Consider the following 22,258-nt stretch of genomic DNA (forward strand, 5'->3'; position numbering starts at 1 on the left):
CGCCATGTTCACAGCACCCCGAGGCCGATGGCGAGCTGGGTGATCGTGGGTGGGGCGTCCGGGTCGCGGGCGACCTGGGCAACCACGTCCCGGACGGCTGGCCGGTCGCGGATCTCGGCGGGTGCGAGGCGTTCGGCACGCAACAGGACCCGGGCCGCGTTGGCGGGGTCGTCCGTCTGGAGGTAGGCGCGCGCCGCGTCGATCAGGTGCGCGGCGCGGTGCTCGATCGGCAGCCACCGCCACCCGTCCCACCCGATCGCCTTCTCGTGTCGGGCGATGGCCTGCGGCCCGTCACCCAACTCCACCGCGGCGGCGACCCGCGCCAGCTCGACGGCCGTCGGACCGAACGCCGTCCGGTGATGGTCGTGGCCGTCACCCACCTGAGCGGCCAGCTCGGCGGCCTCGTTCAGCAGGTCATCGACCACCCTGTCGTCACCGGCCCTGGCCGCGATCAGGGTGGCCTGCACGAGCAGTGATCCGCGCAGCGACATCTCTTCCGGCGTGCCAGAGGCGATCTGGGAAGCGGCGGCGAGCATCACCGGCCCTGCCCGCGCCGACGCGCGCAGCACCTGACCCAACTGCACCGCCGCGCAGGCCAGCAGCACCGGGTCACCGGCGGCTGCGGACATCGCCCGGTCAGCGGCCAGCCAGGCGAGGCTCCCCTCCCCCAGCTTGACCAGCAGCGCAGCCGTCACCCGATATGCCTCCACCACCGCTGCCCACCCGGCTTCCGGATTCAGTGCGTGGACGCGGTGAACCTCGGTCACCAACGTGGGCAGTAGCTCGACCAGACGCGGGTAACGGGCGTGCTGGAAGGTCATCCACGCGTGCCGCACCTCCCGAGCCAACCGAACGGGCGACACCACCTCCCGGTCCAGCGGGCGACCAAAAGCCACTTCGTACGCCGACAACGCCGCCCGAATTCGCTCCACGCCCTCGCGATGCTCGGCCACTCCATCGGGCTGGACATCGCGACCGAGCAACGCAGAGGCGTCCACCCTCAGCACCGCCGCGATGTCCCGAATGGTCGACACCCGTTCCAGGGAACGGATCCCACGCTCAACCTTGTCCACCCAGCTCTTCGACTTACCCAACCGATCGGCGAACGACTGCTGCGACAACCTTCGCCGCACCCGTAGGTACGCCACCCGGCGACCGATCGGAACCGGGTCACCGCCCATCGCGCCACCGCCGATCCGGCAGCGCCCGAGTCGTCTCCTGCGCCGGTATCCGCTCCGCCTCGGCCTGCGCGAGCAACCGGCGCTTGGCTTCTTCCCGTTCGGCGGCGTCGATCTGCTCGCCACGGTTGACCGGCTCTTCGTCAGAACTGGGCATCATCACCTCCGCCGCTGAGTCGCACCGGCAGGCTCAGCCGTCGCGTGCCGTCCACAATGACGCCTTGTTGTCTCCGGGCGCGACGGCACAGCCTCCGGCATACCGGGCACATTAGGGGCGACATTAAGACGACACATCGCTATTGTGGCGAACATGAATGCCCCGAACACCGCCCTCCGCGCGGTCCGCACCGGGATGCGCATGAGCCAGGACGACTTCGCCCGCGCGCTCCAGGCGGCTGGCCGCCGCGTCGGTGAGCCCAACGACGCCAACAAGAGACTCGTCCAACGCTGGGAATCCGGCGCGATCGCCGCACCGCGGCCGGTGTACGCCCGTGCCCTGGAGGTCGTCACCGGCCTGCCGGTCTCGCTGCTCGGCTTCGCCGCGATACCCAATGGCCAGGTCGTCGATGACCAACACGGCGGGCACGACCTGGCCTCACCCATGTCCAGCCTGGCCACGCCAACGCCAAAGCCACTCGCTGTTCAGGGGTCGTACGAGGGCGTCTGGCTCAGCAGATACCAATTCCACTCCAGCGGCCGGGGAGATTCGTTCGCCGGGCAGCACTTCGTGGTCGTACTCCAGCACGGTGACCGGCTGACTGTGCGCAGCCTGCCCGGCTCGGCGGCATCGTCGCTGTCGATGGATCTAACCCTGGACGGTGCCGTGGTCACCGGCACGTGGGTGGAGCAGACCGATCCCGCCGGCTACTACCGGGGAGCCCGATACCACGGCGCAATCCAACTACTTGTCGAACCCACCGGCCGACGGATGGCCGGGAAGTGGGTCGGGTTCGGCAAGGACATGGACGTCAACACCGGCCCCTGGGAGCTGACCTTCCGGGATGCTTCCACGTCCAAGGCGACGCTCGACCGGTACAACACGTCGCCCGACGAAAGCGCTTCGGGGCAGTCAAGTCGAGGCTGAGGTCGGTAGGGTGCCGTCGATGGCGTGCCGGCTATTCCCGGACGCGGTCCTCGGCACGCCCCACGTGACATCACCGATTCGAAGGAAGCCCGGCATGAGTAGCCCACGCGAAACCTTCCTCCGGCTGGTGAACGGTGTCTGCGCCGGTCCGTACGAAGACCTGGCTGACCTGTATGCCGAACAGACCCATGTCACGCATCCGTTCCACCCGCTCAACCCGCCTCCGCTGCGCAGCCGCGCTGAGCTGCACGAGCACTTCACCGCGCCCCCTCCGGTCGCCCGGACGCTGAACCGTAAGCCGGTAGACGTGACGATTCATGAAACGGCCGACCCGGAGGTGATTGTCGCCGAGTTCGCCTATCAGGGGCGGGTCAACGAGACAGGCGAGGCGTTCACGGTGCCGTGTGTCTTCGTGATGCGCATCCGCGACGGGCTCATCATCGAGTCGCGCGACTACATCGACCACATCTCCACTGCGCGGGCCTGGGGTCAACTCGACAGTCTGCTGACCGCGCTTCGTCCGCGGCAAAGCACCACAATCGAAGGCGCGGCCCAGCCCTGATCCACGGCCGACTACGGCGTCCAGTCGCGCCGCAGCAGACCGTAGATCACCATGTCTTTGAAGCCGTCGCCGTCGTACTCGCGCTCCCGCTGGGTGCCTTCGTGCGTGAAGCCGCAGGTCTCCGCGGTCCGCCGCATGGCGGTGTTGCTGGCCAGCGTCTCCAGTTCCAGACGGCGGAGGTTGCGGTTGCGGAAGCCGTACCGGCAGAGCAGTTGGATTACTTCGGTCCCGTACCCCTGGCCACGCGCCTCGGGTAGCAGCGAGATGCCGAGGTGGGCGTACTGGTTGAACGCGTTGATCCCCCACAGCGAGCCGCCACCGAGGAACGTGCCGTCGGCCGTGGTTTCGGCCAACAGCGACACCGCGGTCTGGCCGTCGGGCGGCTCGGTAACCTGTTTCTCCAGCCTGGCCCGGACCTGGCCAACGTGGCGCGGCAGGAACGGCTCGCCGTCTGTGATCAGGTGCAACTCAGGATCACCGTCGAGGCGGAACATGTTCGGCGCGTCGTCGGGCGTGGGCGGGCGCAGTCGGATCCGGTCGGTGGCGAACATGCCGCGACGCTAACAGCCGGCCTGGAGATCCACGACCGGGTAAGCGTCCTCGCGCAGGTCGCTGAGGGTGGCGGCGAGCCGGGCCGCGAGAGCCGCTGACTGACGGCCGCAACACTTTCCCTTCTGCCGCAGGTCGCACGCCCCGCGGCGCAGCCGTACTCGGCCCGGTCAGTCCTCGAACCTGGCGCGAATGGGACGATCTCACCGGCGTGTTTGACCAACCCACCGACCCAGGATGGGCAGCCGATCGGGACCTCCTCGACGATGCCGTCACCGATCCGTGGGTTGAGCGGTGAGCCGCGGGATCCTCGACACCAGCGTCCTCATCGCTACCGACGTGACCCCGATTCCGGGTGAATTGGCCATCAGCGTCGTCAGCCTCGCCGAACTTCAGTTCGGTGTCCTGGTCGCGAAGACCGCCGAGGCGAGAGCGCTCCGTCTGGCGCGGTTGAGCGCGATCCAACGCCGATTTGATCCGCTTCCCATCGATGAAGCCATCACCGACAGCTACGCGCGACTGACTGCCCGCGTCGTCGAGATCGGCCGTCAGCCACGAGCCAGGGTGATGGACCTGCTCATCGCCGCAACCGCGCACGCTCATGACGCCGCCGTCTACACCCGCAATGCCGATGACCTCGCCGGTCTCGAAGACCTCATCACGATCCATTCAATCTGACAGCGTCCCGCCGAGCTGGCCAGATGAAACGGCAGGGCCGCACCAAGTGACCCGTCCGGCAGAAGCAGAAGGGCCCCCTCCCGACGACGCTGTCGGGAGGAGACCCTTACCTGTCTGCGCCGTGAGTTACGGCTTGACGTGCGCGTTCACGAACGACGGGTAGCCGAAGACGCTGGAGATGAAGATCCCGCTCGCCTTGGACCCGTGCACGTTGTAGGCCACGTCGACGTAGAACGGCACCACCGGCGCGTGCTCCTTCATGATCCGCTCGTCGAGCTTGGCCCACTCCGGTCCCTGGTCGGCCGGGGGCATGGCCAGGATGCGGTCCATCTCGGCGTTGATCGCCGGGTCGTTGAAGTAGGACTGGTTGCTGTTGCCGTCGGCCTTGATGGTGCGGCCGTCGTAGAGCACCGGCAGGATCGACGCCCCGCTGGGCCAGTCCGCCGCCCAGTTGCCGATGTACAGGTCCCAGGGGTTGTTCTTCTTCTTGATCTCGTCGAGCTTCGCGTCGTCCGAGATGTTCCGGACGGTGATCTTGAAGCCGGCCCGCTCCAGGTTGGCCTTGAGCTGGGCACCCTGCTGCTGCTCGGTCGAGTTGTCGGCGACACCGAGAACCAGCTCCGGCGTCTTGCCGCCGAGCAGCTCCTTGACCTTTTCCACGTTGCCGTTGGCGCCGGCCGGGTACGCGTCGTACGCCTTGTAGCCGATGGTGGCCGGCGGCATCAGCGTGGTCAGCGGCGCGGCGACGGTCTGACCGCCGAGCGCCTTGATCATGCCTTCGCGATCGATGGCGTAGTTGAGCGCCTGACGCACCTTCAGGTCGGTGACCCGCTGGTTGTTGATGACGAGCTGGTTGGCGCTCGGGGTCGGCGAGAGGAGCGTCCGCGACTTGAGCGACGCGTCCCCGGCGACCTTGGCGACCAGCGAGGCGGGCACGGTGTTGAAGGCGAGCGCGCTCTGGTCGGCGCCGTTGTCGGCGATCACCCGGTTGTTGGCGGCGTCCGCGGTCGGGCCGAAGCTCCAGACGAACTGGTCCGGGTACTGGTGGCGGACCGGGTCGGTGTTCGGGTCCCAGTTGGGGTTGCGGTCCAGGGTGATCTGCACGCCGACCTGGTTCTTGGCGACCTTGTACGGCCCGGACGAGAACGGCTGCTTGTCCAGGTCGACGCCGGTGTCCTTGTCGGCGGGCAGCGGCGCGGTGGTCGGCAGCGAAACCGCGAACGGCAGGTCACAGCGGGGCTTGGCGAACTCGAAGCGCAGCGTCTTCGCGTCCGGCGTGCTCAGGCCGGGCGGCAGCGACGTCTTGTTCTTCTTGAAGTCCCACTTGGTGTCGAACTGCGGGGTGTCGGCCAGCCACTCCTGGATGTAGGTCGGGCCGCCGGAGAGGTCCGGGTCGAAGGAGCGGGCGATGCCGTACGCGATCTCCTTGGAGGTGATCGGCCGACCGTCCTCGAACTTCACCCCGTCCTTGACGGTGAATTCCCAGACCTTGCAGTCGTTGTTGACGTTCTTGCCCGGCGTGCTCGGCCAGGTCGCCCACCAGGACCAGGCCGCCCTTGCCGTCGTCCTTCCAGGTGGTCAGGTAACGGGACCAGAGGGGGTTGGCCATCAGACCGGCGAACGAGTACGTCCGCTGCGGGTCCAGGTGGGAGATCGGCGACTCCCGGATGACGCTGAAGACGCCGCCCTTCGCAGCGCCGCTCACCTCGGCCGCCGGCCCCTGCGAGTCCTTGGGGTCGGTCGCGATGACCCCGCTCTGCTTCCGGTCAGTGTTCACCGTGGTGCCCTCGCCCGTGTTCTCCGAGCACGCACCCAATGCCACAACCAGAGCGATCGCGCCGCCTGCGGCAGCCACCACGCGTGGTCTCATGAAGTACCCCCTTCACCCATGTGCCGTGCGGTTTCGTCGGGGCGAGAACCGCCGACGTCCCGAGGATCGTAAGGAAGAAAACCTACGAGTTGTGTAACAGTTGTCGATAAATTTCGCCATCGGTGGGCGTGGCGGACACCCGGCCTTCAGCGCAACCGCACCCGTGGGTCGATGGCCGCGTAGAGCAGGTCCACCAGCACGTTCGCCAGCACCACGAAGACGGCCGCGATCAGCACCGTTGCCATGATCGTGGGCAGGTCACCCGAGCGCACCGCGTCCACCGCCGTACGCCCCAACCCCTGGATGCCGAACGTCGTCTCGGTGATCACCGTGCCGCCCAGCGCCCCGCCCACGTCCAGCCCGGCGATGGTCACCACCGGGGTGATCGCCGCGCGCAGCGCGTGTCTCCCGTACACCTTGGGTTTGGCCAGGCCCTTGGCCCGCGCGGTCCGGACGAAGTCCTCGGACAGCGTCTCCAACATCTGCGCGCGGGACAACCGGGCGTAGATCGCCGAGAAGAGGAAGGCCAGCGCCACCCAGGCGAGCACCAGCCCACTGGCCCACTTCGCCGGATTGTCGAAGAGGGACGTGTAGCTCGGCACCGGCAGCAGCCGCAGGTTGTAGACGAAGACCAGCAGCAGCACCGCGCCCACGAAGTAGAGCTGCAACGAGGCCCCGGTCAGCGAGAAGCCGATGGCCAGGCGGTCCAGCCAGGTGCCCCGCCGCAACGCGGAGACCATGCCGAGGCCGACCCCGAGCAGCAACCACAGGATCGCCGCCGGGATCACGATGCTCAGCGTCACCGGCAGCACCCGGGCGATGGTGTCCGAGACGGCCTCGTTGGTGACGTACGACCAGCCCAGGCAGGGCGCGTCACACCGGCCACCCTGGGCGCTGCCCAGGTCGCGACCGGTGACGATGCCCTTCATGTAGCCGGCGTACTGGCTGACCAGGGGGTCGTTCAGGCCCAGGTCGTCGCGGACCCGCTCCAGCCGCTCCGGGTTGCAGTTCTTCGAGCAGATGCTGCTGACCGGGTCGCGCGGCAGGGCGAAGAACATCAGGAAGGTCAACACGCTCACCGCGAAGAGGGTCAGCGTGGCGGAGAAGAGTCGCTTGAGCAGAAATCGCGCCATGATTTTGACCCCTACCGGGACGACTTCGGGTCGAGCGCGTCACGCAACGCGTCGCCGAAGAGGTTGAAGGCGAACACCAGCGCGAAGATCATGATGCCCGGGAAGAACACGTAGGCCGGGTCGGTCTGGAGGAAGTCCAGACTGTCGTAGATCATCCGGCCGAAGCTCGGGGTCTCGTCGCTGAGACCGACACCGATGAACGACAGCGCGGCCTCGCTGGTGATGAACTGCGGCACCGCCAGGGAGAACGACACCAGGATCGGCGCCCAGATGTTGGGCAGCAGCTGCCGGAAGAGCATGTGCCCCAGCCCGGCCCCGCTGGCCCTGGCCGCCTCCACGAACTCCCGCTCGCGCAGCGCGATCACCTGCCCGCGAACCAGCCGGGCCGTGCTGGTCCAGCCGAAGATGGCGAAGACGGCGATCAGCACGCCCACCCCGAAGGCGGACGACACCTGCCCCCGCTCACCGTAGAAGCGCAGCGTGACGGTGGGGGTGAGCGCCAGCGCGATGATCAGGAAGGGCATGGCCAGGGTCAGGTCGGTGATCCAGTTGATCACGGCGTCGAGCCAGCCGCCGAGGTAGCCGGCGAGCGCGCCCAGCACGACCCCGATCGTCGCGGTGATCAGCGCCGCCGCGAACGCGACGAACAGCGACGTCCGCAACCCGTAGATCAACCGGATGAAGATGTCCCGACCCAGGTTCGGCTCCAGGCCGAACCAGTGGTCCCCGGTGACACCGCCGGCGTAGCCCAGTGGCATGCCGAAACCGTCCAGCAGGTTCTGGAACTGCTCCCGCGGCCCGATCCCGTAGGCCATCTCGATCAGCGGGGCGGCCAACCCCAACACCATGAAGAAGACCAGGAGTACGCCGCTGACCACGGCTGTCCGGTCACGACGCAGTCGCATCCAGGCCAGCTGACCGGGTGAGCGGCCGACGACGCCCTTCGCGGCGGGCGTGGTCGCGTCCGGGTCGGACTCGATCTCGGCCAGCGCCAGACCCTCCACCGGGGACAGGCTCACGACGGCACCTCCTCGAAGATCGGAGCCGCCACCTCGGGGAAGTGACACGCGGTGGCCTGCCGACCACCGTCGCGCGGCACCAGCGCCGGCTCCTCGGCGGCGCAGACGTCCTGCGCCTTCCAGCAGCGGGTGCGGAACCGGCAGCCCGACGGCGGGTCGAGCGGGGTCGGCACATCACCGGTCAACCGGATCCGACCCGCCGGGCCGAGCTGGGTGACGTCCGGGATCGCCGAGAGCAGCGCCCGGGTGTACGGGTGCTGGGGGCGTTCGTAGATGTCCGCCCGGTCGCCGATCTCCACGATCCGACCCAGGTACATGACCGCGACCCGCTGGCTGAAGTGCCGGATCACCGCCAGGTCGTGCGCGATGAACACGAACGCCAGGCCCAGCTCCCGTTGCAGGTTGCGCAACAGGTTGACCACCTGCGCCTGGATCGAGACGTCCAGCGCGGAGACCGGCTCGTCGGCGACGATCAGCTTCGGCCGCAGGGCCAGCGCGCGGGCGATGCCGATGCGCTGACGTTGACCGCCGGAGAACTCGTGCGGGTACCGGTTGTAGTGCTCCGGGTTCAACCCGACCAGCTCCAGCAACTCCTGCACCCGGGCCTTCACGCCACCCGGCGGCTTGATCCCGTTGACCTGCAACGGCATCGCCACGATCCGGCCCACGGTGTGCCGGGGGTTCAACGAGGCGTACGGGTCCTGGAAGATGATCTGGAGTTCCTGACGCAGCGGACGCAGCTCCCGCCGGCCGGCGTGCGTGATGTCCCGCCCGTCGAACTCGATGCTGCCGCTCGTCGGCTCCAGCAGCCGCACCAGCATCCGACCGGTGGTCGTCTTGCCGCAGCCCGACTCCCCCACCAACCCGAGCGTCTCGCCGGGTCGCACGTCGAAGTCGAGGCCGTCCACCGCCCGCACCAGGCCGGTGGCGCGCAGCCCCTGGCGTACCGGGAAGTGCTTGGTCAGCCCGCGCACCCGCAGCAGTGGTTCGTCGGTCATCGGGCCACCCCCACGGATGCGACGTCCTCGGCGTAGAACGCGGCCCGCTCCTCCGCGCTGAGGTGGCAGGCGACCAGGTGGCCGTCCGCCCCGGCCGCGCGCAGCTCGGGCACCTCGCTGCGGGAGCGGCTGCCGGCGCGGTCCGCGTACCGGCAGCGGGGGTGGAACGCGCAGCCGGACGGCAGGTTGATCAGGCTGGGCGGGTTGCCGGGGATCGGCACCAGATCCGCGTCCGCGTCGCCGTGCAGCGACGGCACGCTGGAGAGCAACCCCCAGGTGTACGGGTGTTGCGGCGAGCGGAGCACCTGCTCGACGGTGCCCCGCTCGATGGCGCGCCCCCCGTACATGACCAGCACGTCGTCGGCGACCTGGCCGACCACGCCAAGGTCGTGGGTGATCAGGATGATCGCGGAGTGGAACTCGGCCTGGAGGTCGGCGAGCAGGTCCAGGATCTGCGCCTGCACGGTGACGTCCAGTGCGGTGGTCGGCTCGTCGGCGATCAGCAGCGCCGGGTCGTTGACCAGGGACATCGCGATCATCGCCCGCTGGCGCATGCCACCGGAGAACTCGTGCGGGTACTGGTCGAAGCGACGCGCCGGCTGCGGGATGCCCACCCGGTCCAGCATGTCGACCGCCCGCTGGCGGGCCTCGCGCCGGTTGGCCTTCGGGTGGTGCACCCGGTACGCCTCGGCGATCTGCCGACCCACCGTGTAGTACGGGTGCAGCGCCGACAGTGGATCCTGGAAGATCATCGCCATGTCCCGGCCGCGCAGCCGGCGTACCTCCTCGTCGCCGAGGCCGACCACCTGACGGCCACCGACGGAGATCTCCCCGGTGATGGTGGTCCGCTTGGGGTCGTGCAGGCCCAGGATGGCCAGCGAGGTGACGCTCTTGCCGGAACCGGACTCACCCACGATGCCGAGGGTGCGGCCCCGCTCGACGGCGAACGACACGCCGTCGACCGCGCGCACCACGCCGTCCTCGGTGTCGAACCGGACCCGCAGGTCACGCACCCGCAGATAGGCATCCTCGTCGGAGCGCTGTGCCGGCACGGTGGGACGGTCGTCCGGATCGCCGGACGGCAACGGTTCCGAGCTGTCCACGGCCACCTCCCTCAGTGACGAAGGGAACTTACATGAAAGTCCCGAGGGTGAAAATAAGCTACAAAGTCGGCACGTGTCAGCGGGCCCGAGCGTAACGAGTCGGCATCGGCCGCGCACCCCCCTCACCTCGCCATCCACGCCCATTCATGCCGCAATCGCACCTTGGGTGCGACCATGGTGTCGGCAGCACCGGGAGGATTCCCGCCGGCACGAGGTGGAGGTGACGATGACCGCGGCGGTGTTCAACCACGAAGGCCCGTGGACCGAAGAGGAGTACCTCGCCCTCGGCGAGACGCAGCAACGCGTCGAACTCTTCGACGGGAGCCTCCACGTGACCCCAGCCCCCACCCCTCGACACCAGAACATCTCCGGCGAGCTACGCGCAGTGCTACGAGTCCCGGTGCGCGAAGCCGGGCTGCACGTCTTGGAAGCGGTGAACGTCCGCCTCAGGCCCGGCCGGATCCCGATCCCCGATCTTGTTATCACCGGTCCGATCGACTTCGACGAACTCAACATCGAGGCGGGTGACGTGCGGCTGGTTTGCGAGATCATCTCGCCGAGCAACGCGTCGACCGACAAAGTCCTCAAGATGCACTACTACGCGGCCGCCGGCATCGAGTGGTATCTCCTGGTGGAGCAGGACAGTGGAACCATGCATCTGTACCAGCGGCGGGGCGGTCACTACACCGAGCAGTCCGTAACCAGACCGGGCGATCTGCTGGTGCTTACCGAGCCGGTGAAGGCCACGATCCGGCCGGAGGACCTCGTCCCCTGACGGGTGTCGGTCGGCTGGCCTAGGGTCGGTCGCATGACCGAATTCGACGCGGCCAGTGCCGCCGTCCAGGCCGCCCTCGATGCGGGCGCCCGGTACGCCGACGCGCGGGTGATGCACCGCCGCTACGAGTCGATGACCGCGCGCAACGGCGACGTGGAGGAGCTGACCCAGGACGAGAGCATCGGCATCGGTGTCCGGGCACTTGTCGGTGCGAGTTGGGGCTTCTACGCCGTACCCGATCTATCCGACGCCGCCGCCCGCGACGCCGGCCGGCGCGCGACGCGGACGGCCATGGCGAGCGCGCGGGTGCCGGGCCCACCGGTCGACCTGGTTCCGGCCGAGGCGGTCACCGCGAGCTGGTCCTCCGGCTGCCAGATCGACCCGCTCGGGGTGCCCCTGTCGGACAAGGGTGACCTGCTGGTCGGCGCGACCCGCACGATGGCCGAGCACGGCGCCGACCTGGCCGAGGGCCTCTACCAGGTCTGGGACACCGCGAAGTGGTTCGTCTCCAGTGAGGGCCACCGGATCGACCAGCGGATCCGCGAGTGCGGCGGCGGCATCTCCGCCACCTCCATCGGTGACGGCGAGACGCAGCGCCGGTCCTGGCCGAGCTACCGGGGGCAGTACGGCACCACGGGATGGGAGCTGGTCGAGTCGCTCGATCTGGCCGCGCACGCCGCGCAGATCGCCGAGGAGTCCCGGGCGCTGCTGACCGCGCCGCTCTGCCCCGCGGGCGAGACCGATCTGATCCTCGGCGGTGAGCAGTTGGCCCTTCAGATCCACGAGTCGGTGGGGCACGCCATCGAGTTGGACCGGATCCTCGGCTGGGAGGCGGCGTTTGCCGGCACGTCCTGGCTGGACCTGGCGCAGCTCGGCTCGCTGCGCTACGGCTCCGAGCTGATGAACATCACCATCGATCCCACGATCCCCGGCGCGTTGGGCAGCTTCGGCTTCGACGACGAGGGCTCCCCGGCGGTCAAGCGGGACGCGGTGCGCGACGGTCGCTGGGTGGGGGTGCTCGCCGGCCGGGACTCCGCCGCCATGGCCAGCCTCGACTACGGCGGCAGCGTACGGGCCGACGGGTGGGCCCGACTGCCGATGGTGCGGATGACCAACGTCGGTCTGGAACCGGGCCCGCACACCCTGGAGGAGATCATCGCGGCCACCGACGACGGCGTGCTGATGGACCTCAACCGGTCCTGGTCGATCGACGACAAGCGGCTCAACTTCCAGTTCGGTTGCGAGGTCGGCTGGGAGATCAAGAAGGGGCGGCGGGGGCGGATGCTGCGCAATCCCACGTACACCGGGATCGGCCCGCTCTTCTGGCGCTCGATGGACATGCTCTCCAGCGAGACGGTCTCCTGGGGCACGCCCAACTGCGGCAAGGGCCAGCCCGGCCAGATCGGCCACACCGGTCACCCGGCCGCGCCGGCCCGGTTCCGCAACGTCCGGGTGGGGGTTTCAGCATGACCGAGTTGGAGCTGGCCGGGCAGGTGGTCGAGCTGGTTCGGCGTCTCGGCGGTCCGGCCGCGCAGGCCGATGCGGTGGTGACCCGGGCGGACCTGGCGCTGACCCGGTTCGCCAATTCGGCCATCCACCAGAACGTCGCGGAGTCGACCGTCGGGGTCCGGCTGCGGCTGCACATCGACGGTCGGACCGCCGCCGGCAGCGGAAGCGTGGTCACCGCCGACGGGCTGCACGCGCTCGTGGAGCGCACCCTGGCGGCGGCGCGCCTCTGCCCGCCGGACCCGGGCTGGCCGGGGCTGGTCGCACCGACGCCCGTGCCGGCCGCGCCGCCCGTCGACGAGGCGACCGCGTACGCCGAGCCGGACCAGCGGGCCGACCGGGTTGGCGCGTTCGTGGCCGCCGCCGGTGGCCTCAGCACCGCCGGCTACTGCCGCACCGCGCACCGCTCGTCGGCGTTCGCCAACTCGGCCGGGCACACGGCGTCCGGCCGATCGGTGGAGGCGGCGATGGACGGCATCGCGCGCAGCGACGGCGCGGACGGGGTGGCCAGGTTCGCCAGCGACCGGCTCTCCGACCTCGACGGTGCCGAGCTGGGCGCGCACGCCGCGGCGAAGGCGCAGGCGGCGGCCGACCCGGTGGAGCTGCCGCCGGGGCGTTACGAGGTGGTGTTCGAGCCGGCCGCCGTGGCGGATCTGTTGCAGAACCTGTCCTGGTATGGCTTCAACGGCAAGCGGTACGCCGAGCGGCAGTCCTTCGCCGAGCCGGGGGCGGCCCAGTTCGACCGGGCGGTGACCCTGGTGGACGACCCGCTGGGCGCGTCCGGCCTGCCGTTCGACGCGGAGGGCACCGCGCGAGGGGCGCTGACCCTGGTCGAGGCGGGCACCACCCGGGCGGTCGCCCACGATCGGCGGACGGCGGCCGAGGCGGGTGCGCAGTCCACCGGGCACGCGGTCGCGGGTGGCGCCACCTGGGGCCCGATGGCCCGCAACCTGCGGCTGTCCGGCGCGACGGCCGGCCCGGCCAGCGCGACCGGTCGGAGCACCACCGGCGCGGCGGCCGGGGCGGTCGTCGACGCGGACACCGCCGCGCTCGTCGCCGGCGTACGCCGTGGGCTGCTGGTCAGCGACCTCTGGTACACCCGGGTGCTGGACCCGAAGAGCCTCGTCGTCACCGGGTTGACCCGCAACGGTGTCTGGCTCATCGAGGACGGCACCGTGGTGCGGGCGGTCCGCGACCTGCGGTTCACCGAGTCGTACCCGCGGGCGCTGGGGCCCGGGGCCGTGCTCGGCCTGGGAGCGCGGGCGGTGCGCCAACCGGACCGGGTGGACGGTGCATGGTGGTCGGCGCCCTCGGTGCGGCTGGCGTCGTGGCACTTCACCGGGGGCGCCTCGGGCTGAACGAGGCGATGTGCGCGCCGACCCGCCGCCGACCGCCGTGTCGGGGTATTTCCGCAGGCCAGACACTCGGGACACTCCCTTGCGCGGACGGCTCGCAGAGATCGGCGTAACGTGTGTCACTTAGCTGCGTCGGTCGATCCGGCGTGGTCGTTGGTGTGCGCATGACGTGGCAGCGGGTGCGGGTTCGCCGGTCCGCGTGCCGACCGGAGAAAGATCCGCCCGCCCGTACGGGCCCGTCGAGGAGACGACTCGAATGACTTCAACGGCAACGAGGCCGCGGGGAGCGCGGGCGCGCGCCGCGATCGCGGCGAAGACGTTGCGTACCGACCGCTGGTGGTTCGCCCCGCTGATCACCGTGATCGGGCTGAGCGCCTGGGTCGCGTACGCGACGGTCCGGGTCTTCATGCACGACTTCTACTGGGTCGCGGATTACCACTACCTGACCCCGTTCTACTCGCCCTGCGTCACCGAGCGGTGCATCGAGGGCGCCTCACACTTCGGCCGGTTCCTGCCCGGCTGGTGGATCATTCCGGACGCGGCGCTGACCCTGCCGTTCCTGCTGCTGTTCCGGCTGACCTGCTACTACTACCGCAAGGCCTACTACCGGTCGTTCTGGCTGTCGCCGCCGGCCTGCGCCGTCCCGGACGGCCACAAGGAGTACGGCGGTGAGACCCGCTTCCCGCTGCTCGGGCAGAACCTGCACCGCTACTTCTTCTACGCCGCCGCGATCATCTCGCTGATCAACACCTGGGACGCGATCCTCGCCTTCCACTCGCCCAAGGGCTTCGGCTTCGGGCTGGGCAACATCATCCTGCTGCTCAACGTGGTGATGCTCTGGGCGTACACGATCTCCTGCCACTCCTGCCGGCACATCATCGGCGGCCGGCTCAAGCACTTCTCCAAGCACCCGGTGCGCTACAAGGCCTGGACGTTCGTCTCGGCCCTGAACGTCCGCCACATGCAGCTCGCCTGGATCACCCTCGGCACCCTGGCGCTGGCCGACTTCTACATCATGGCGCTCTCGGCCGGCTGGTTCTCCGACCTGCGGTTCATCAACTAAAGGGCCCCTGACATGACCACAACCACTCGCATCGAACGACACCACTACGACGTCGTCGTCATCGGGGCCGGCGGCGCCGGTCTGCGCGCGGCGATCGAGGCCCGGCTGGCCGGCAAGAAGACCGCGATCATCTCCAAGTCGCTCTTCGGCAAGGCGCACACGGTGATGGCCGAGGGCGGCGCGGCCGCCGCGATGGGCAACGTGAACAGCCGGGACAACTGGCAGGTGCACTTCCGCGACACCATGCGCGGCGGCAAGTTCCTGAACAACTTCCGGATGGCCGAGCTGCACGCGAAGGAGTCGCCGCAGCGGATCTGGGAGCTGGAGACGTACGGTGCGCTCTTCGACCGCACCAAGGACGGCAAGATCTCGCAGCGCAACTTCGGTGGCCACGAGTACCCGCGCCTGGCGCACGTGGGCGACCGGACCGGCCTGGAGCTGATCCGCACCCTCCAGCAGAAGATCGTGTCGCTCCAGCAGGAGGACCAACGGGAGTTCGGCTCGTACGACGCCCGGATCAAGGTGTTCTCCGAGACCACCATCACCGAGCTGCTGCTCGACGGTGACCGGGTGGCCGGTGCCTTCGGCTACTACCGCGAGTCGGGCGAGTTCATCCTCTTCGAGGCGCCGGCCGTCGTGCTGGCCACCGGCGGCGTCGGACGCTCCTACAAGGTCACCTCGAACTCCTGGGAGTACACCGGGGACGGGCACGCGTTGGCGCTGCGCGCCGGGGCGACGCTGATCAACATGGAGTTCCTCCAGTTCCACCCGACCGGCATGGTCTGGCCGCCCTCGGTGAAGGGCATCCTGGTCACCGAGTCGGTGCGTGGTGACGGTGGCGTCCTGAAGAACTCCGACGGCAAGCGGTTCATGTTCGACTACGTCCCCGACGTCTTCCGCAAGCAGTACGCGGAGACCGAGGAGGAGGCGGACCGCTGGTACACCGACCCGGACAACAACCGGCGTCCGCCGGAGCTGCTGCCCCGTGACGAGGTGGCCCGCGCGATCAACAGCGAGGTCAAGGCCGGTCGGGGCTCCCCTGCCGGTGGCGTCTTCCTGGACATCGCGAGCCGGCGTTCGGCCGAGGAGATCCGCCGGCGGCTGCCGTCGATGTACCACCAGTTCAAGGAACTGGCCGACGTCGACATCACCGCCGAGGCGATGGAGGTCGGGCCGACCTGCCACTACGTGATGGGCGGCGTCGAGGTCGACCCGGATTCGGGTGCTGCCTTCGGCCACGTACGCGGGCTGTTCGCCGCCGGTGAGGTCTCCGGCGGCATGCACGGCTCCAACCGACTGGGCGGCAACTCCCTGTCCGACCTGCTGGTCTTCGGCAAGCGGGCGGGCGGGCACGCGGCCAGCTACGCCGACGGGCTCGCCGCCCGGCCGAAGGTGGCCGTGGACGCGGTCGAGGCCGCCGTGGAGACCGCACTCGCCCCGCTCCAGCGCGACACCGGCGAGAACCCGTACACCCTTCAGCAGGACCTCCAGGCGGTCATGGGCGACCTGGTCGGAATCATCCGGCGCGAGGGCGAGCTGGCCGACGCGCTGGTGCGACTGGCCGAGCTGCGCGAGCGGGTCGCCAAGGTGAGCGCGTTCGGCGGCCGGCGCTACAACCCGGGCTGGCACCTGGCCCTGGACCTGCGCAACATGCTGGTGGTCTCGGAGTGCACCGCGAAGGCGGCGCTGGAGCGGCAGGAGTCGCGCGGCGGGCACACCCGGGAGGACTACCCGGCGATGGAGCCCAAATGGCGGCAGGTCAACCTGGTCTGCTCGCTGGACGGCGACAGCGTACGGCTGACGCGTAAGCCGCTGCCGAAGATGCGGCCGGAGCTGATCGGCCTCTTCGACCGTGCGGAGCTTTCCAAGTACCTCACCGACGAGGAGCTGGCCGACTTCGACGCCCTCGTCGCCGACGCTGGAGAGGCGGACAACCGATGAGCGCGAAGCGTCAGTTCCGGATCTGGCGGGGCGACGAGACCGGCGGGGACCTGCAGGACTACATGGTGGAGGTGAACGAGGGCGAGGTGGTCCTCGACGTCATCCACCGCTTGCAGGCCACCGACGCTCCCGACCTGGCCTGCCGGTGGAACTGCAAGGCCGGCAAGTGCGGCTCCTGCTCCATGGAGATCAACGGCAAGCCGCGACTGGGCTGCATGACCCGGATGTCGACCTTCGGCGACGAGGAGACGGTCACGGTCACCCCGCTGCGTACCTTCCCGGTCATCCGGGACCTGGTCACCGACGTCTCGTTCAACTACGAGAAGGCACGGGAGACGCCGGCGTTCGCCCCACCGGCGGATGTCGCTCCGGGTGACTACCGGATGCAGCAGGTCGACGTCGAGCGCTCGCAGGAGTTCCGCAAGTGCATCGAGTGCTTCCTGTGCCAGACGGTCTGTCACGTGATCCGTGACCACGAGGAGAACAAGCAGGCGTTCTCCGGCCCGCGGTACTTCATTCGGGCGGCCGAGCTGGACATGCACCCGCTGGACGCCCGGACGGACCGCAAGGAGTACGCACAGGCCGAACAGGGCCTCGGTTTCTGCAACATCACCAAGTGCTGCACCGAGGTCTGCCCCGAGCACATCAAGATCACTGACAACGGGATCATCCCCATGAAGGAACGGGTCGTCGACCGCAGGTACGATCCCCTTGTGTGGCTTGGTAGCAAGATCTTCCGTCGGGGCGAGACGCCCCAGACCAGCGTGTCCACCGCCCGTCAGGGCTCGCCGACGCCGGGCTCAGCCCGTGGTGGGCTGCACTCGCATGCGGGTGGCTCCCACGACTCGCAGGCTGAGGCGCAGGCGCAGAGCGGCGTCAACTGGCACCGGGAGGTGCCCCACCCGACCGCTCCGGCGGTGGACGACCGGGGCAAGCTTCCGCTGACCGAGCTCACCTTCGACCGGGCTGCCGCGCCGTCGCCGTTCGGTGACGACGTGACCTTCCCGCTGCCTCCGGAGCACCTGAACTTCGCGCACCCGGACCAGGACAACAAGCACTAGAAACCTCAACGACGACGGGGGCCGCGGCTGTAGCCGCGGCCCCCGTCCGCATACCCCCACCCACCCCGACCCGGTCCCGGTCCCGGTCGATCATGAAGTTATTGCCAGCTCAACCGGCGTGTCGAGGCAATAACTTCATGATTAACGGGAGCTGGGGGGCCGCAGCAGGGGGCGGAGGGCGGCGACGATGGGGGCGTCGGCGGGGAGCCAGGTGACCGAGTCCAGCTCGTCGGCCGTGAGCCAGCGCAGCGCCTCGTGCTCCAACGCCTGGGGTTCGTCGCCGTCGAGCAGGCGGGCCGCGTACACCTTGAGCACCGAACGGCCGTGCGCCATCCGTACGTCACGGCCGACCCTGTCGCCGATCTCGACGCGTACGGCCAGTTCCTCGACGCACTCCCGGATCAGCGCGTCGATCTCCGCCTCGCCCGGCTCGACCTTTCCGCCCGGAAACTCCCACATTCCTGCCACTTCGGGTGGGGCGGAACGCGCGCAGGCGAGCACCCGCCCGTCCCGGATTATCGCCGCGCCGACGATCACCTTCAGGTCCCGTCGTTCGACCTGCCCGCCACCATTCGCCCGTTCGGTCCGCACGGGCGTCCAGGGTGCCAGATCAATCGGCGGTTTGGGTACCGTAACCGTCCGCTAGGCCACTAGAACACGGAAGTGTGGGCGTGGACACCCCTTCCGCGCGGCGAGAGACTAGAGGACACCGACAAGACACGGGATGGCGACGATTTGGCCACGAGCCGGCAACGGCGCTTGGGGGGTGCGGTGATGCGCGTGCTGTTCAACAGCAGGGCCAAGCACGACTACCTTGCCGACGCGTTGACCTTGCTGTCTGGTTGGACACGCGAGGGGGAGCAGATCCGACGGACGCTCGCGATCGACGATACCCAACACGCGGCACTAACTGAACGGGTCAAGGTGGTCGCGGATGCACTGCACCTTCGCCCGGAGATCAGCCGGCAGTCCGACAGCACCCAGATCCGGGTCGGGCACGGCAACGGTGAACCGCTGACCGAGGGCGAGGTCCTGTTGGCCGCCCGCATCGAGGACGCCTACCGGGCGGTCACCGAGGCCTGAGCTTCTACTGATTGGTAAGTCTGAGGTTTTCCTGAAAGGCACTGGGGTACCAGTTCCACGCGGGAGTTGACAAAGCTCTCGGGACGGAACGAACTACTCAAACAGTGCTTTTGAGGAGCTGACATGACCACCCCCACGCAGAACCGCGCCAACGACCACGTCGAGCACGCCGGCCAGCACGACGTCCGCCGCGTGAACCGCCGCGGCGACGAGACGAAGCCGTCCTGGAAGACCAGCGAGCTGGCGATCTACGTGCTCGCCGTCATCGGTGTGCTGATCGCCTCGAACGCCGTCGGCGACGGCGCCGCGAATGACGGCGGCGACTACTTCGCCGCCGACAAGGCCTGGTGGTACATCACCCTGCTCACCATCGGCTACCTGGTGAGCCGGGGTCTGGCCAAGGCCGGCAGCCGCAGCACGGACCACGACCCGCGCAGCGACCACTGACCTGTCGCCGAAGCCCCGCGCCCGCCCGTCTATGACAGGCAGGCGCGGGGCTTCCGCATGTCCGTCAGGAAGCTGGGGCTCACCGGTCGGCTACGGCGTCCTGCGGGTACCAGCGCAGCTCCACCGAGTTTCCGTCCGGGTCCTGCACGTAGATGGAGGTCGCCGACCCGCGGGCGCCGAACCGCCCGACCGGCCCGGTCAGCACCGTGAAGGCTCCGGAGTCGACCACCCGGGCCCAGTCCAGCGGTGCCACCACCAGGCAGAAGTGGTCGACGTTCGTGCCCTGCCGCTCGCCACGGACCAGGTCGATGATGCTGTCGCGACTGATCCGCACGGACGGGAACGGGACGGTGCCCGCGCGCCACTCGTCGACCCGCACCGGCTCCAGGCCGAGTCGGCCGCAGTAGAAGTCCAGTGCCCGTTCCACGTCGGCGACGGTCAGCACCAGGTGGTCGAAGCCGGTTACCCGTACCGCGCTGACGTCCGCCCGCTGTTCGTGGATGCTCATGTCGCAGCCTTTCGCTCGGTGTTTCCCTGCCGCGTTCACGATCCCCGGACGTGAGACCCCGACCAAGAGCCGATATCGCTACGATCGTTGCCCACAGGTCAACGATGGGGGCGGACGTGCTGGAACGGTACGAGATCGAGACGTTCCTGACCCTCGCCGAGGAGCTGCACTTCGGCCGCACCGCCGAGCGACTGACCGTCAGCACCGGCCGGGTCAGCCACGTGATCAAGAAGCTGGAGCGTCGGATCGGCGCACCGCTGTTCGCCCGCACCAGCCGGGTCGTCCGGCTCACCCCGATCGGCCGGCAACTCGCCGACGATCTGGCCCCACTGGTTGCCGGGATGGACGAGGCCGTCCGCCGGGCCGTCGACGCCGGCCGGGGCGTGACCGGGACCCTACGGGTGGCGTTCCTCGGCGAGTGGACCGCACCGGTGCTGCTGCGGGCCGTGGCCCTGTTCACCGAGCGGCATCCCGACTGCCAGGTCGAGGTGCGGGAGGCGCAGCTGGCTAACACGCGGTCGGGCCTCCTGGACGGCTCCACCGACGTACTCATCGCCTCGTTTCCCTTCGACGGGATGGCCACCGGCCCGGCGCTGCTCTCCGAGGACCGGGCGCTGGCGGTCGCGGCGGGTCACCCGCTCACCCGGGAACGCTCGGTGTCGCTGGAGGTCCTCGCCGACCACCCGGTGGTGCAGTACCCGGAAGTGACCTCGGTGGAGTTCAAACGGGACCGCACCCCGGAGCGCACCCCGGCCGGCCGGCCGGTGCCGAAGGGACCCGCCGGGAACACCTTCTCCGAGATGCTGTCCCTGGTCGCACTGGGCCGGGGCGTCCTGCCGGTGGGCGCGCACACGCGGCGCTACTACCCCCGCCCCGACGTGGCGTACGTGCCCATCCACGACGCGCCACCGATCGAGCGAGGGCCGGTCTGGCTGCCCAGCAACACCACCACCCGGGTACGCGAGTTCGTCCGCGCCGCGACCGACGCGAACGCCGGCACGTTGGCACCGGTTTTCTAGCCTGGATCTCATGGCGAACATCGCGTACGACCGCAAAGAGCAGGTCCAGCAGATCGAGAGTGGCCTTCTCGAGGGTGAGCAGATCATCGCCGTCTACGACGCGGTCGGCACCGGCACCGGGTTCATCGGGCTGACCGACCGCCGGGTGATCATCCAGGACCGTTCCTTCGTCGGGAAGCGGTTCGCGATCACCAGCATCCCGTACTCGAAGATCACCAGCGTGAGTGTGGTCAGCAACAAGTCCTGGGGTGGCTCGTTCTTCTCCACCGGAGCGATCGCGATCCACGTGGGCACGCACACCTACGAGGTGGAGTTCCGTGGCGCGCAGAAGAGCCACCACGTGCACAACGTGATCTTGCACCACATCTCCTGACCGCACGTCCCGTCCTGGGCCCGGCTGGCGTAATTGCCTTGCCGGGCCCGCGGCGTCTCTGGTGTCCTCGGTCGACAGCCGTGCGAAGGGAGCAGCCACCATGCCAGACACGACGAGGTCCCACGAACCCACCGTCATCCGACCTGAGGAATCGAGACTTCGTGAGCACTACCGCTCCCCTGGCGCTGAGCGCCACTGACCCCAACCCCGGAGGCCGCTGATGTCGGTCTTCGACGATCCCGGCCTCTTCGGCCGGCTCTGGGCCGCCGACTACGACGGCCCCGGCAACCCCGACCCGGCGCCAGCGGTGGGCTTCCTGGCCGATCTGGCCGACGGGGGGCCGGTTCTCGAACTCGCGATCGGCACCGGCCGGGTCGCACTTCCGCTGGCCGAGCGCGGTCTCACAGTGCACGGTGTCGAGGCGTCCGAGGAGATGGTGGCGCAGTTGCGGGCCAAGCCCGGCGGCGACCAGATCCCGGTCGTCGTCGCCGACATGGCCGACGTGCCGGTGAAGGGTGAGTTCCGGCTCGCGTACCTGGTCTTCAACACGCTGTTCAACCTGGTGGACGCCGAGCGGCAGGCGGACTGCTTCCGCAACGTCGCCCGCGTGCTGTCGCCCGGCGGGGCGTTCGTCATCGAGACGTTCGTGCCCGACCCGCGCGACTTCGACTCGGACGAGCAGGTGCAGGTGCGGTCCGTCACCGAAGACTCCGCGACGATCCGGCTGCACAAGTACGACCGGCCGGCGCAGCGGTTCATCCGGCAGACCATCACCTTCGACGCGGACGGTGTACACCTGAAGCCGTTCGCCATGCGGTACGCCTGGCCACACCAGATCGACGAGATGGCGCAGCAGGCGGGGCTCCGGCTCGCCGAACGGTACGCCGACTGGCAGCGGCGACCGTTCCACGCCGACAGCCCGTCGCACATCTCCGTCTACCGGGCGGAGTAGC

At 69.2% G+C, this 22,258-nt stretch carries 24 protein-coding genes; 14 read left to right on the top strand and 10 right to left on the bottom strand.

The window, feature by feature from the left end:
• Positions 1 to 8 precede the first annotated feature (8 nt).
• A complete protein-coding gene (locus AC3CF1_RS14805; protein ID WP_488450671.1) occupies positions 9 to 1,181 on the bottom strand; it encodes a helix-turn-helix domain-containing protein in 1,173 nt (390 codons plus the stop codon).
• Positions 1,171 to 1,335 carry a hypothetical protein gene (locus tag AC3CF1_RS14810; RefSeq protein WP_185755551.1) on the bottom strand — a complete coding sequence of 55 codons (165 nt, stop codon included), beginning with the start codon at positions 1,333 to 1,335 and terminating at the stop codon, positions 1,171 to 1,173. Before AC3CF1_RS14810 ends, AC3CF1_RS14805 begins: the two co-directional genes overlap by 11 nt.
• A 153-nt stretch (positions 1,336 to 1,488) precedes the next feature.
• On the opposite strand from AC3CF1_RS14810, the gene AC3CF1_RS14815 reads away from it, so the two are divergent.
• Both AC3CF1_RS14815 and AC3CF1_RS14820 read left to right on the top strand, forming a co-directional pair.
• Entirely contained in the window at positions 1,489 to 2,262 is a 774-nt protein-coding gene (locus tag AC3CF1_RS14815) for a helix-turn-helix domain-containing protein (RefSeq protein ID WP_435794790.1), read from the top strand.
• Positions 2,263 to 2,356: 94 nt separating this feature from the next.
• Positions 2,357 to 2,824, top strand: coding sequence for a nuclear transport factor 2 family protein (locus tag AC3CF1_RS14820; protein ID WP_210795679.1), 468 nt, complete (start codon positions 2,357 to 2,359; stop codon positions 2,822 to 2,824).
• 11 nt (positions 2,825 to 2,835) lie between these two features.
• Here AC3CF1_RS14820 and AC3CF1_RS14825 read toward each other — a convergent pair whose 3' ends face one another.
• Positions 2,836 to 3,375, bottom strand: a complete 540-nt coding sequence (locus tag AC3CF1_RS14825) for a GNAT family N-acetyltransferase (protein WP_210795681.1) — start codon at positions 3,373 to 3,375, stop codon at positions 2,836 to 2,838.
• 292 nt (positions 3,376 to 3,667) lie between these two features.
• Here AC3CF1_RS14825 and AC3CF1_RS14830 point away from each other — a divergent pair, with 292 nt between their 5' ends.
• A complete protein-coding gene (locus tag AC3CF1_RS14830; protein WP_488450672.1) occupies positions 3,668 to 4,051 on the top strand; it encodes a PIN domain-containing protein in 384 nt (127 codons plus the stop codon).
• Between the two features lie 126 nt (positions 4,052 to 4,177).
• On the opposite strand, the gene AC3CF1_RS14835 is transcribed toward AC3CF1_RS14830, so the two are convergent.
• From AC3CF1_RS14835 to AC3CF1_RS14855, 5 genes are all read right to left on the bottom strand, one after another.
• Positions 4,178 to 5,512 (bottom strand): ABC transporter substrate-binding protein, encoded by a 1,335-nt coding sequence (locus tag AC3CF1_RS14835; protein WP_488450673.1) that lies wholly within the window; start codon positions 5,510 to 5,512, stop codon positions 4,178 to 4,180.
• A gap of 555 nt (positions 5,513 to 6,067) precedes the next feature.
• Complete coding sequence (locus AC3CF1_RS14840) at positions 6,068 to 7,054, bottom strand: ABC transporter permease (protein ID WP_088950090.1); 987 nt, start codon at positions 7,052 to 7,054, stop codon at positions 6,068 to 6,070.
• A gap of 11 nt (positions 7,055 to 7,065) precedes the next feature.
• Complete coding sequence (locus AC3CF1_RS14845; RefSeq protein ID WP_328381302.1) at positions 7,066 to 8,073, bottom strand: ABC transporter permease; 1,008 nt, start codon at positions 8,071 to 8,073, stop codon at positions 7,066 to 7,068.
• A complete protein-coding gene (locus tag AC3CF1_RS14850; protein ID WP_141911069.1) occupies positions 8,070 to 9,071 on the bottom strand; it encodes an ABC transporter ATP-binding protein in 1,002 nt (333 codons plus the stop codon). The genes AC3CF1_RS14845 and AC3CF1_RS14850 overlap by 4 nt, the downstream gene beginning before the upstream one ends.
• Positions 9,068 to 10,123, bottom strand: coding sequence for an ABC transporter ATP-binding protein (locus AC3CF1_RS14855; RefSeq protein ID WP_210928862.1), 1,056 nt, complete (start codon positions 10,121 to 10,123; stop codon positions 9,068 to 9,070). The genes AC3CF1_RS14850 and AC3CF1_RS14855 overlap by 4 nt, the downstream gene beginning before the upstream one ends.
• A gap of 277 nt (positions 10,124 to 10,400) precedes the next feature.
• Between AC3CF1_RS14855 and AC3CF1_RS14860 the strand changes: the two genes are divergently transcribed.
• The 6 genes from AC3CF1_RS14860 to AC3CF1_RS14885 all read left to right on the top strand — a co-directional run bounded on the left by AC3CF1_RS14860 (position 10,401) and on the right by AC3CF1_RS14885 (position 17,875).
• Positions 10,401 to 10,949 carry a Uma2 family endonuclease gene (locus AC3CF1_RS14860; protein WP_354982459.1) on the top strand — a complete coding sequence of 183 codons (549 nt, stop codon included), beginning with the start codon at positions 10,401 to 10,403 and terminating at the stop codon, positions 10,947 to 10,949.
• Between the two features lie 33 nt (positions 10,950 to 10,982).
• Complete coding sequence (locus AC3CF1_RS14865; RefSeq protein WP_088950093.1) at positions 10,983 to 12,419, top strand: TldD/PmbA family protein; 1,437 nt, start codon at positions 10,983 to 10,985, stop codon at positions 12,417 to 12,419.
• Positions 12,416 to 13,813, top strand: a complete 1,398-nt coding sequence (locus tag AC3CF1_RS14870; RefSeq protein ID WP_488450674.1) for a TldD/PmbA family protein — start codon at positions 12,416 to 12,418, stop codon at positions 13,811 to 13,813. The genes AC3CF1_RS14865 and AC3CF1_RS14870 overlap by 4 nt, the downstream gene beginning before the upstream one ends.
• A gap of 253 nt (positions 13,814 to 14,066) precedes the next feature.
• Complete coding sequence (locus tag AC3CF1_RS14875; RefSeq protein ID WP_354982462.1) at positions 14,067 to 14,873, top strand: hypothetical protein; 807 nt, start codon at positions 14,067 to 14,069, stop codon at positions 14,871 to 14,873.
• Between the two features lie 12 nt (positions 14,874 to 14,885).
• Positions 14,886 to 16,814: a fumarate reductase/succinate dehydrogenase flavoprotein subunit gene (locus AC3CF1_RS14880; RefSeq protein ID WP_099848484.1), complete on the top strand. Its 1,929-nt coding sequence runs from the start codon at positions 14,886 to 14,888 to the stop codon at positions 16,812 to 16,814.
• A complete protein-coding gene (locus AC3CF1_RS14885; RefSeq protein WP_488450675.1) occupies positions 16,811 to 17,875 on the top strand; it encodes a succinate dehydrogenase/fumarate reductase iron-sulfur subunit in 1,065 nt (354 codons plus the stop codon). The genes AC3CF1_RS14880 and AC3CF1_RS14885 overlap by 4 nt, the downstream gene beginning before the upstream one ends.
• Before the next feature lie 141 nt (positions 17,876 to 18,016).
• Here AC3CF1_RS14885 and AC3CF1_RS14890 read toward each other — a convergent pair whose 3' ends face one another.
• On the bottom strand, positions 18,017 to 18,466 hold the full coding sequence (locus AC3CF1_RS14890) for a (deoxy)nucleoside triphosphate pyrophosphohydrolase (RefSeq protein WP_488450676.1): 450 nt from the start codon (positions 18,464 to 18,466) through the stop codon (positions 18,017 to 18,019).
• Positions 18,467 to 18,649: 183 nt separating this feature from the next.
• Between AC3CF1_RS14890 and AC3CF1_RS14895 the strand changes: the two genes are divergently transcribed.
• Positions 18,650 to 18,958, top strand: coding sequence for a 4a-hydroxytetrahydrobiopterin dehydratase (locus AC3CF1_RS14895; protein ID WP_088952008.1), 309 nt, complete (start codon positions 18,650 to 18,652; stop codon positions 18,956 to 18,958).
• Positions 18,959 to 19,081: 123 nt separating this feature from the next.
• The gene (locus AC3CF1_RS14900; protein WP_088950099.1) at positions 19,082 to 19,405 is read left to right on the top strand and encodes a hypothetical protein; all 324 of its coding nucleotides are present in this window, start codon (positions 19,082 to 19,084) and stop codon (positions 19,403 to 19,405) included.
• Positions 19,406 to 19,484: 79 nt separating this feature from the next.
• Here AC3CF1_RS14900 and AC3CF1_RS14905 read toward each other — a convergent pair whose 3' ends face one another.
• On the bottom strand, positions 19,485 to 19,913 hold the full coding sequence (locus tag AC3CF1_RS14905) for a VOC family protein (RefSeq protein WP_210925789.1): 429 nt from the start codon (positions 19,911 to 19,913) through the stop codon (positions 19,485 to 19,487).
• A 116-nt stretch (positions 19,914 to 20,029) separates the two neighbouring features.
• Between AC3CF1_RS14905 and AC3CF1_RS14910 the strand changes: the two genes are divergently transcribed.
• The 3 genes from AC3CF1_RS14910 (at position 20,030) to AC3CF1_RS14920 (ending at position 22,257) form a co-directional block, all read left to right on the top strand.
• Positions 20,030 to 20,932 carry a LysR family transcriptional regulator gene (locus tag AC3CF1_RS14910; protein ID WP_488452084.1) on the top strand — a complete coding sequence of 301 codons (903 nt, stop codon included), beginning with the start codon at positions 20,030 to 20,032 and terminating at the stop codon, positions 20,930 to 20,932.
• A 10-nt stretch (positions 20,933 to 20,942) separates the two neighbouring features.
• Complete coding sequence (locus tag AC3CF1_RS14915) at positions 20,943 to 21,305, top strand: PH domain-containing protein (RefSeq protein ID WP_030337500.1); 363 nt, start codon at positions 20,943 to 20,945, stop codon at positions 21,303 to 21,305.
• A 220-nt stretch (positions 21,306 to 21,525) separates the two neighbouring features.
• Positions 21,526 to 22,257, top strand: a complete 732-nt coding sequence (locus tag AC3CF1_RS14920; protein WP_488450677.1) for a class I SAM-dependent methyltransferase — start codon at positions 21,526 to 21,528, stop codon at positions 22,255 to 22,257.
• The last annotated feature ends 1 nt before the right edge of the window (position 22,258 follow it).

The sequence above is a fragment of the Micromonospora sp. MGP-C2 genome (assembly GCF_057766525.1).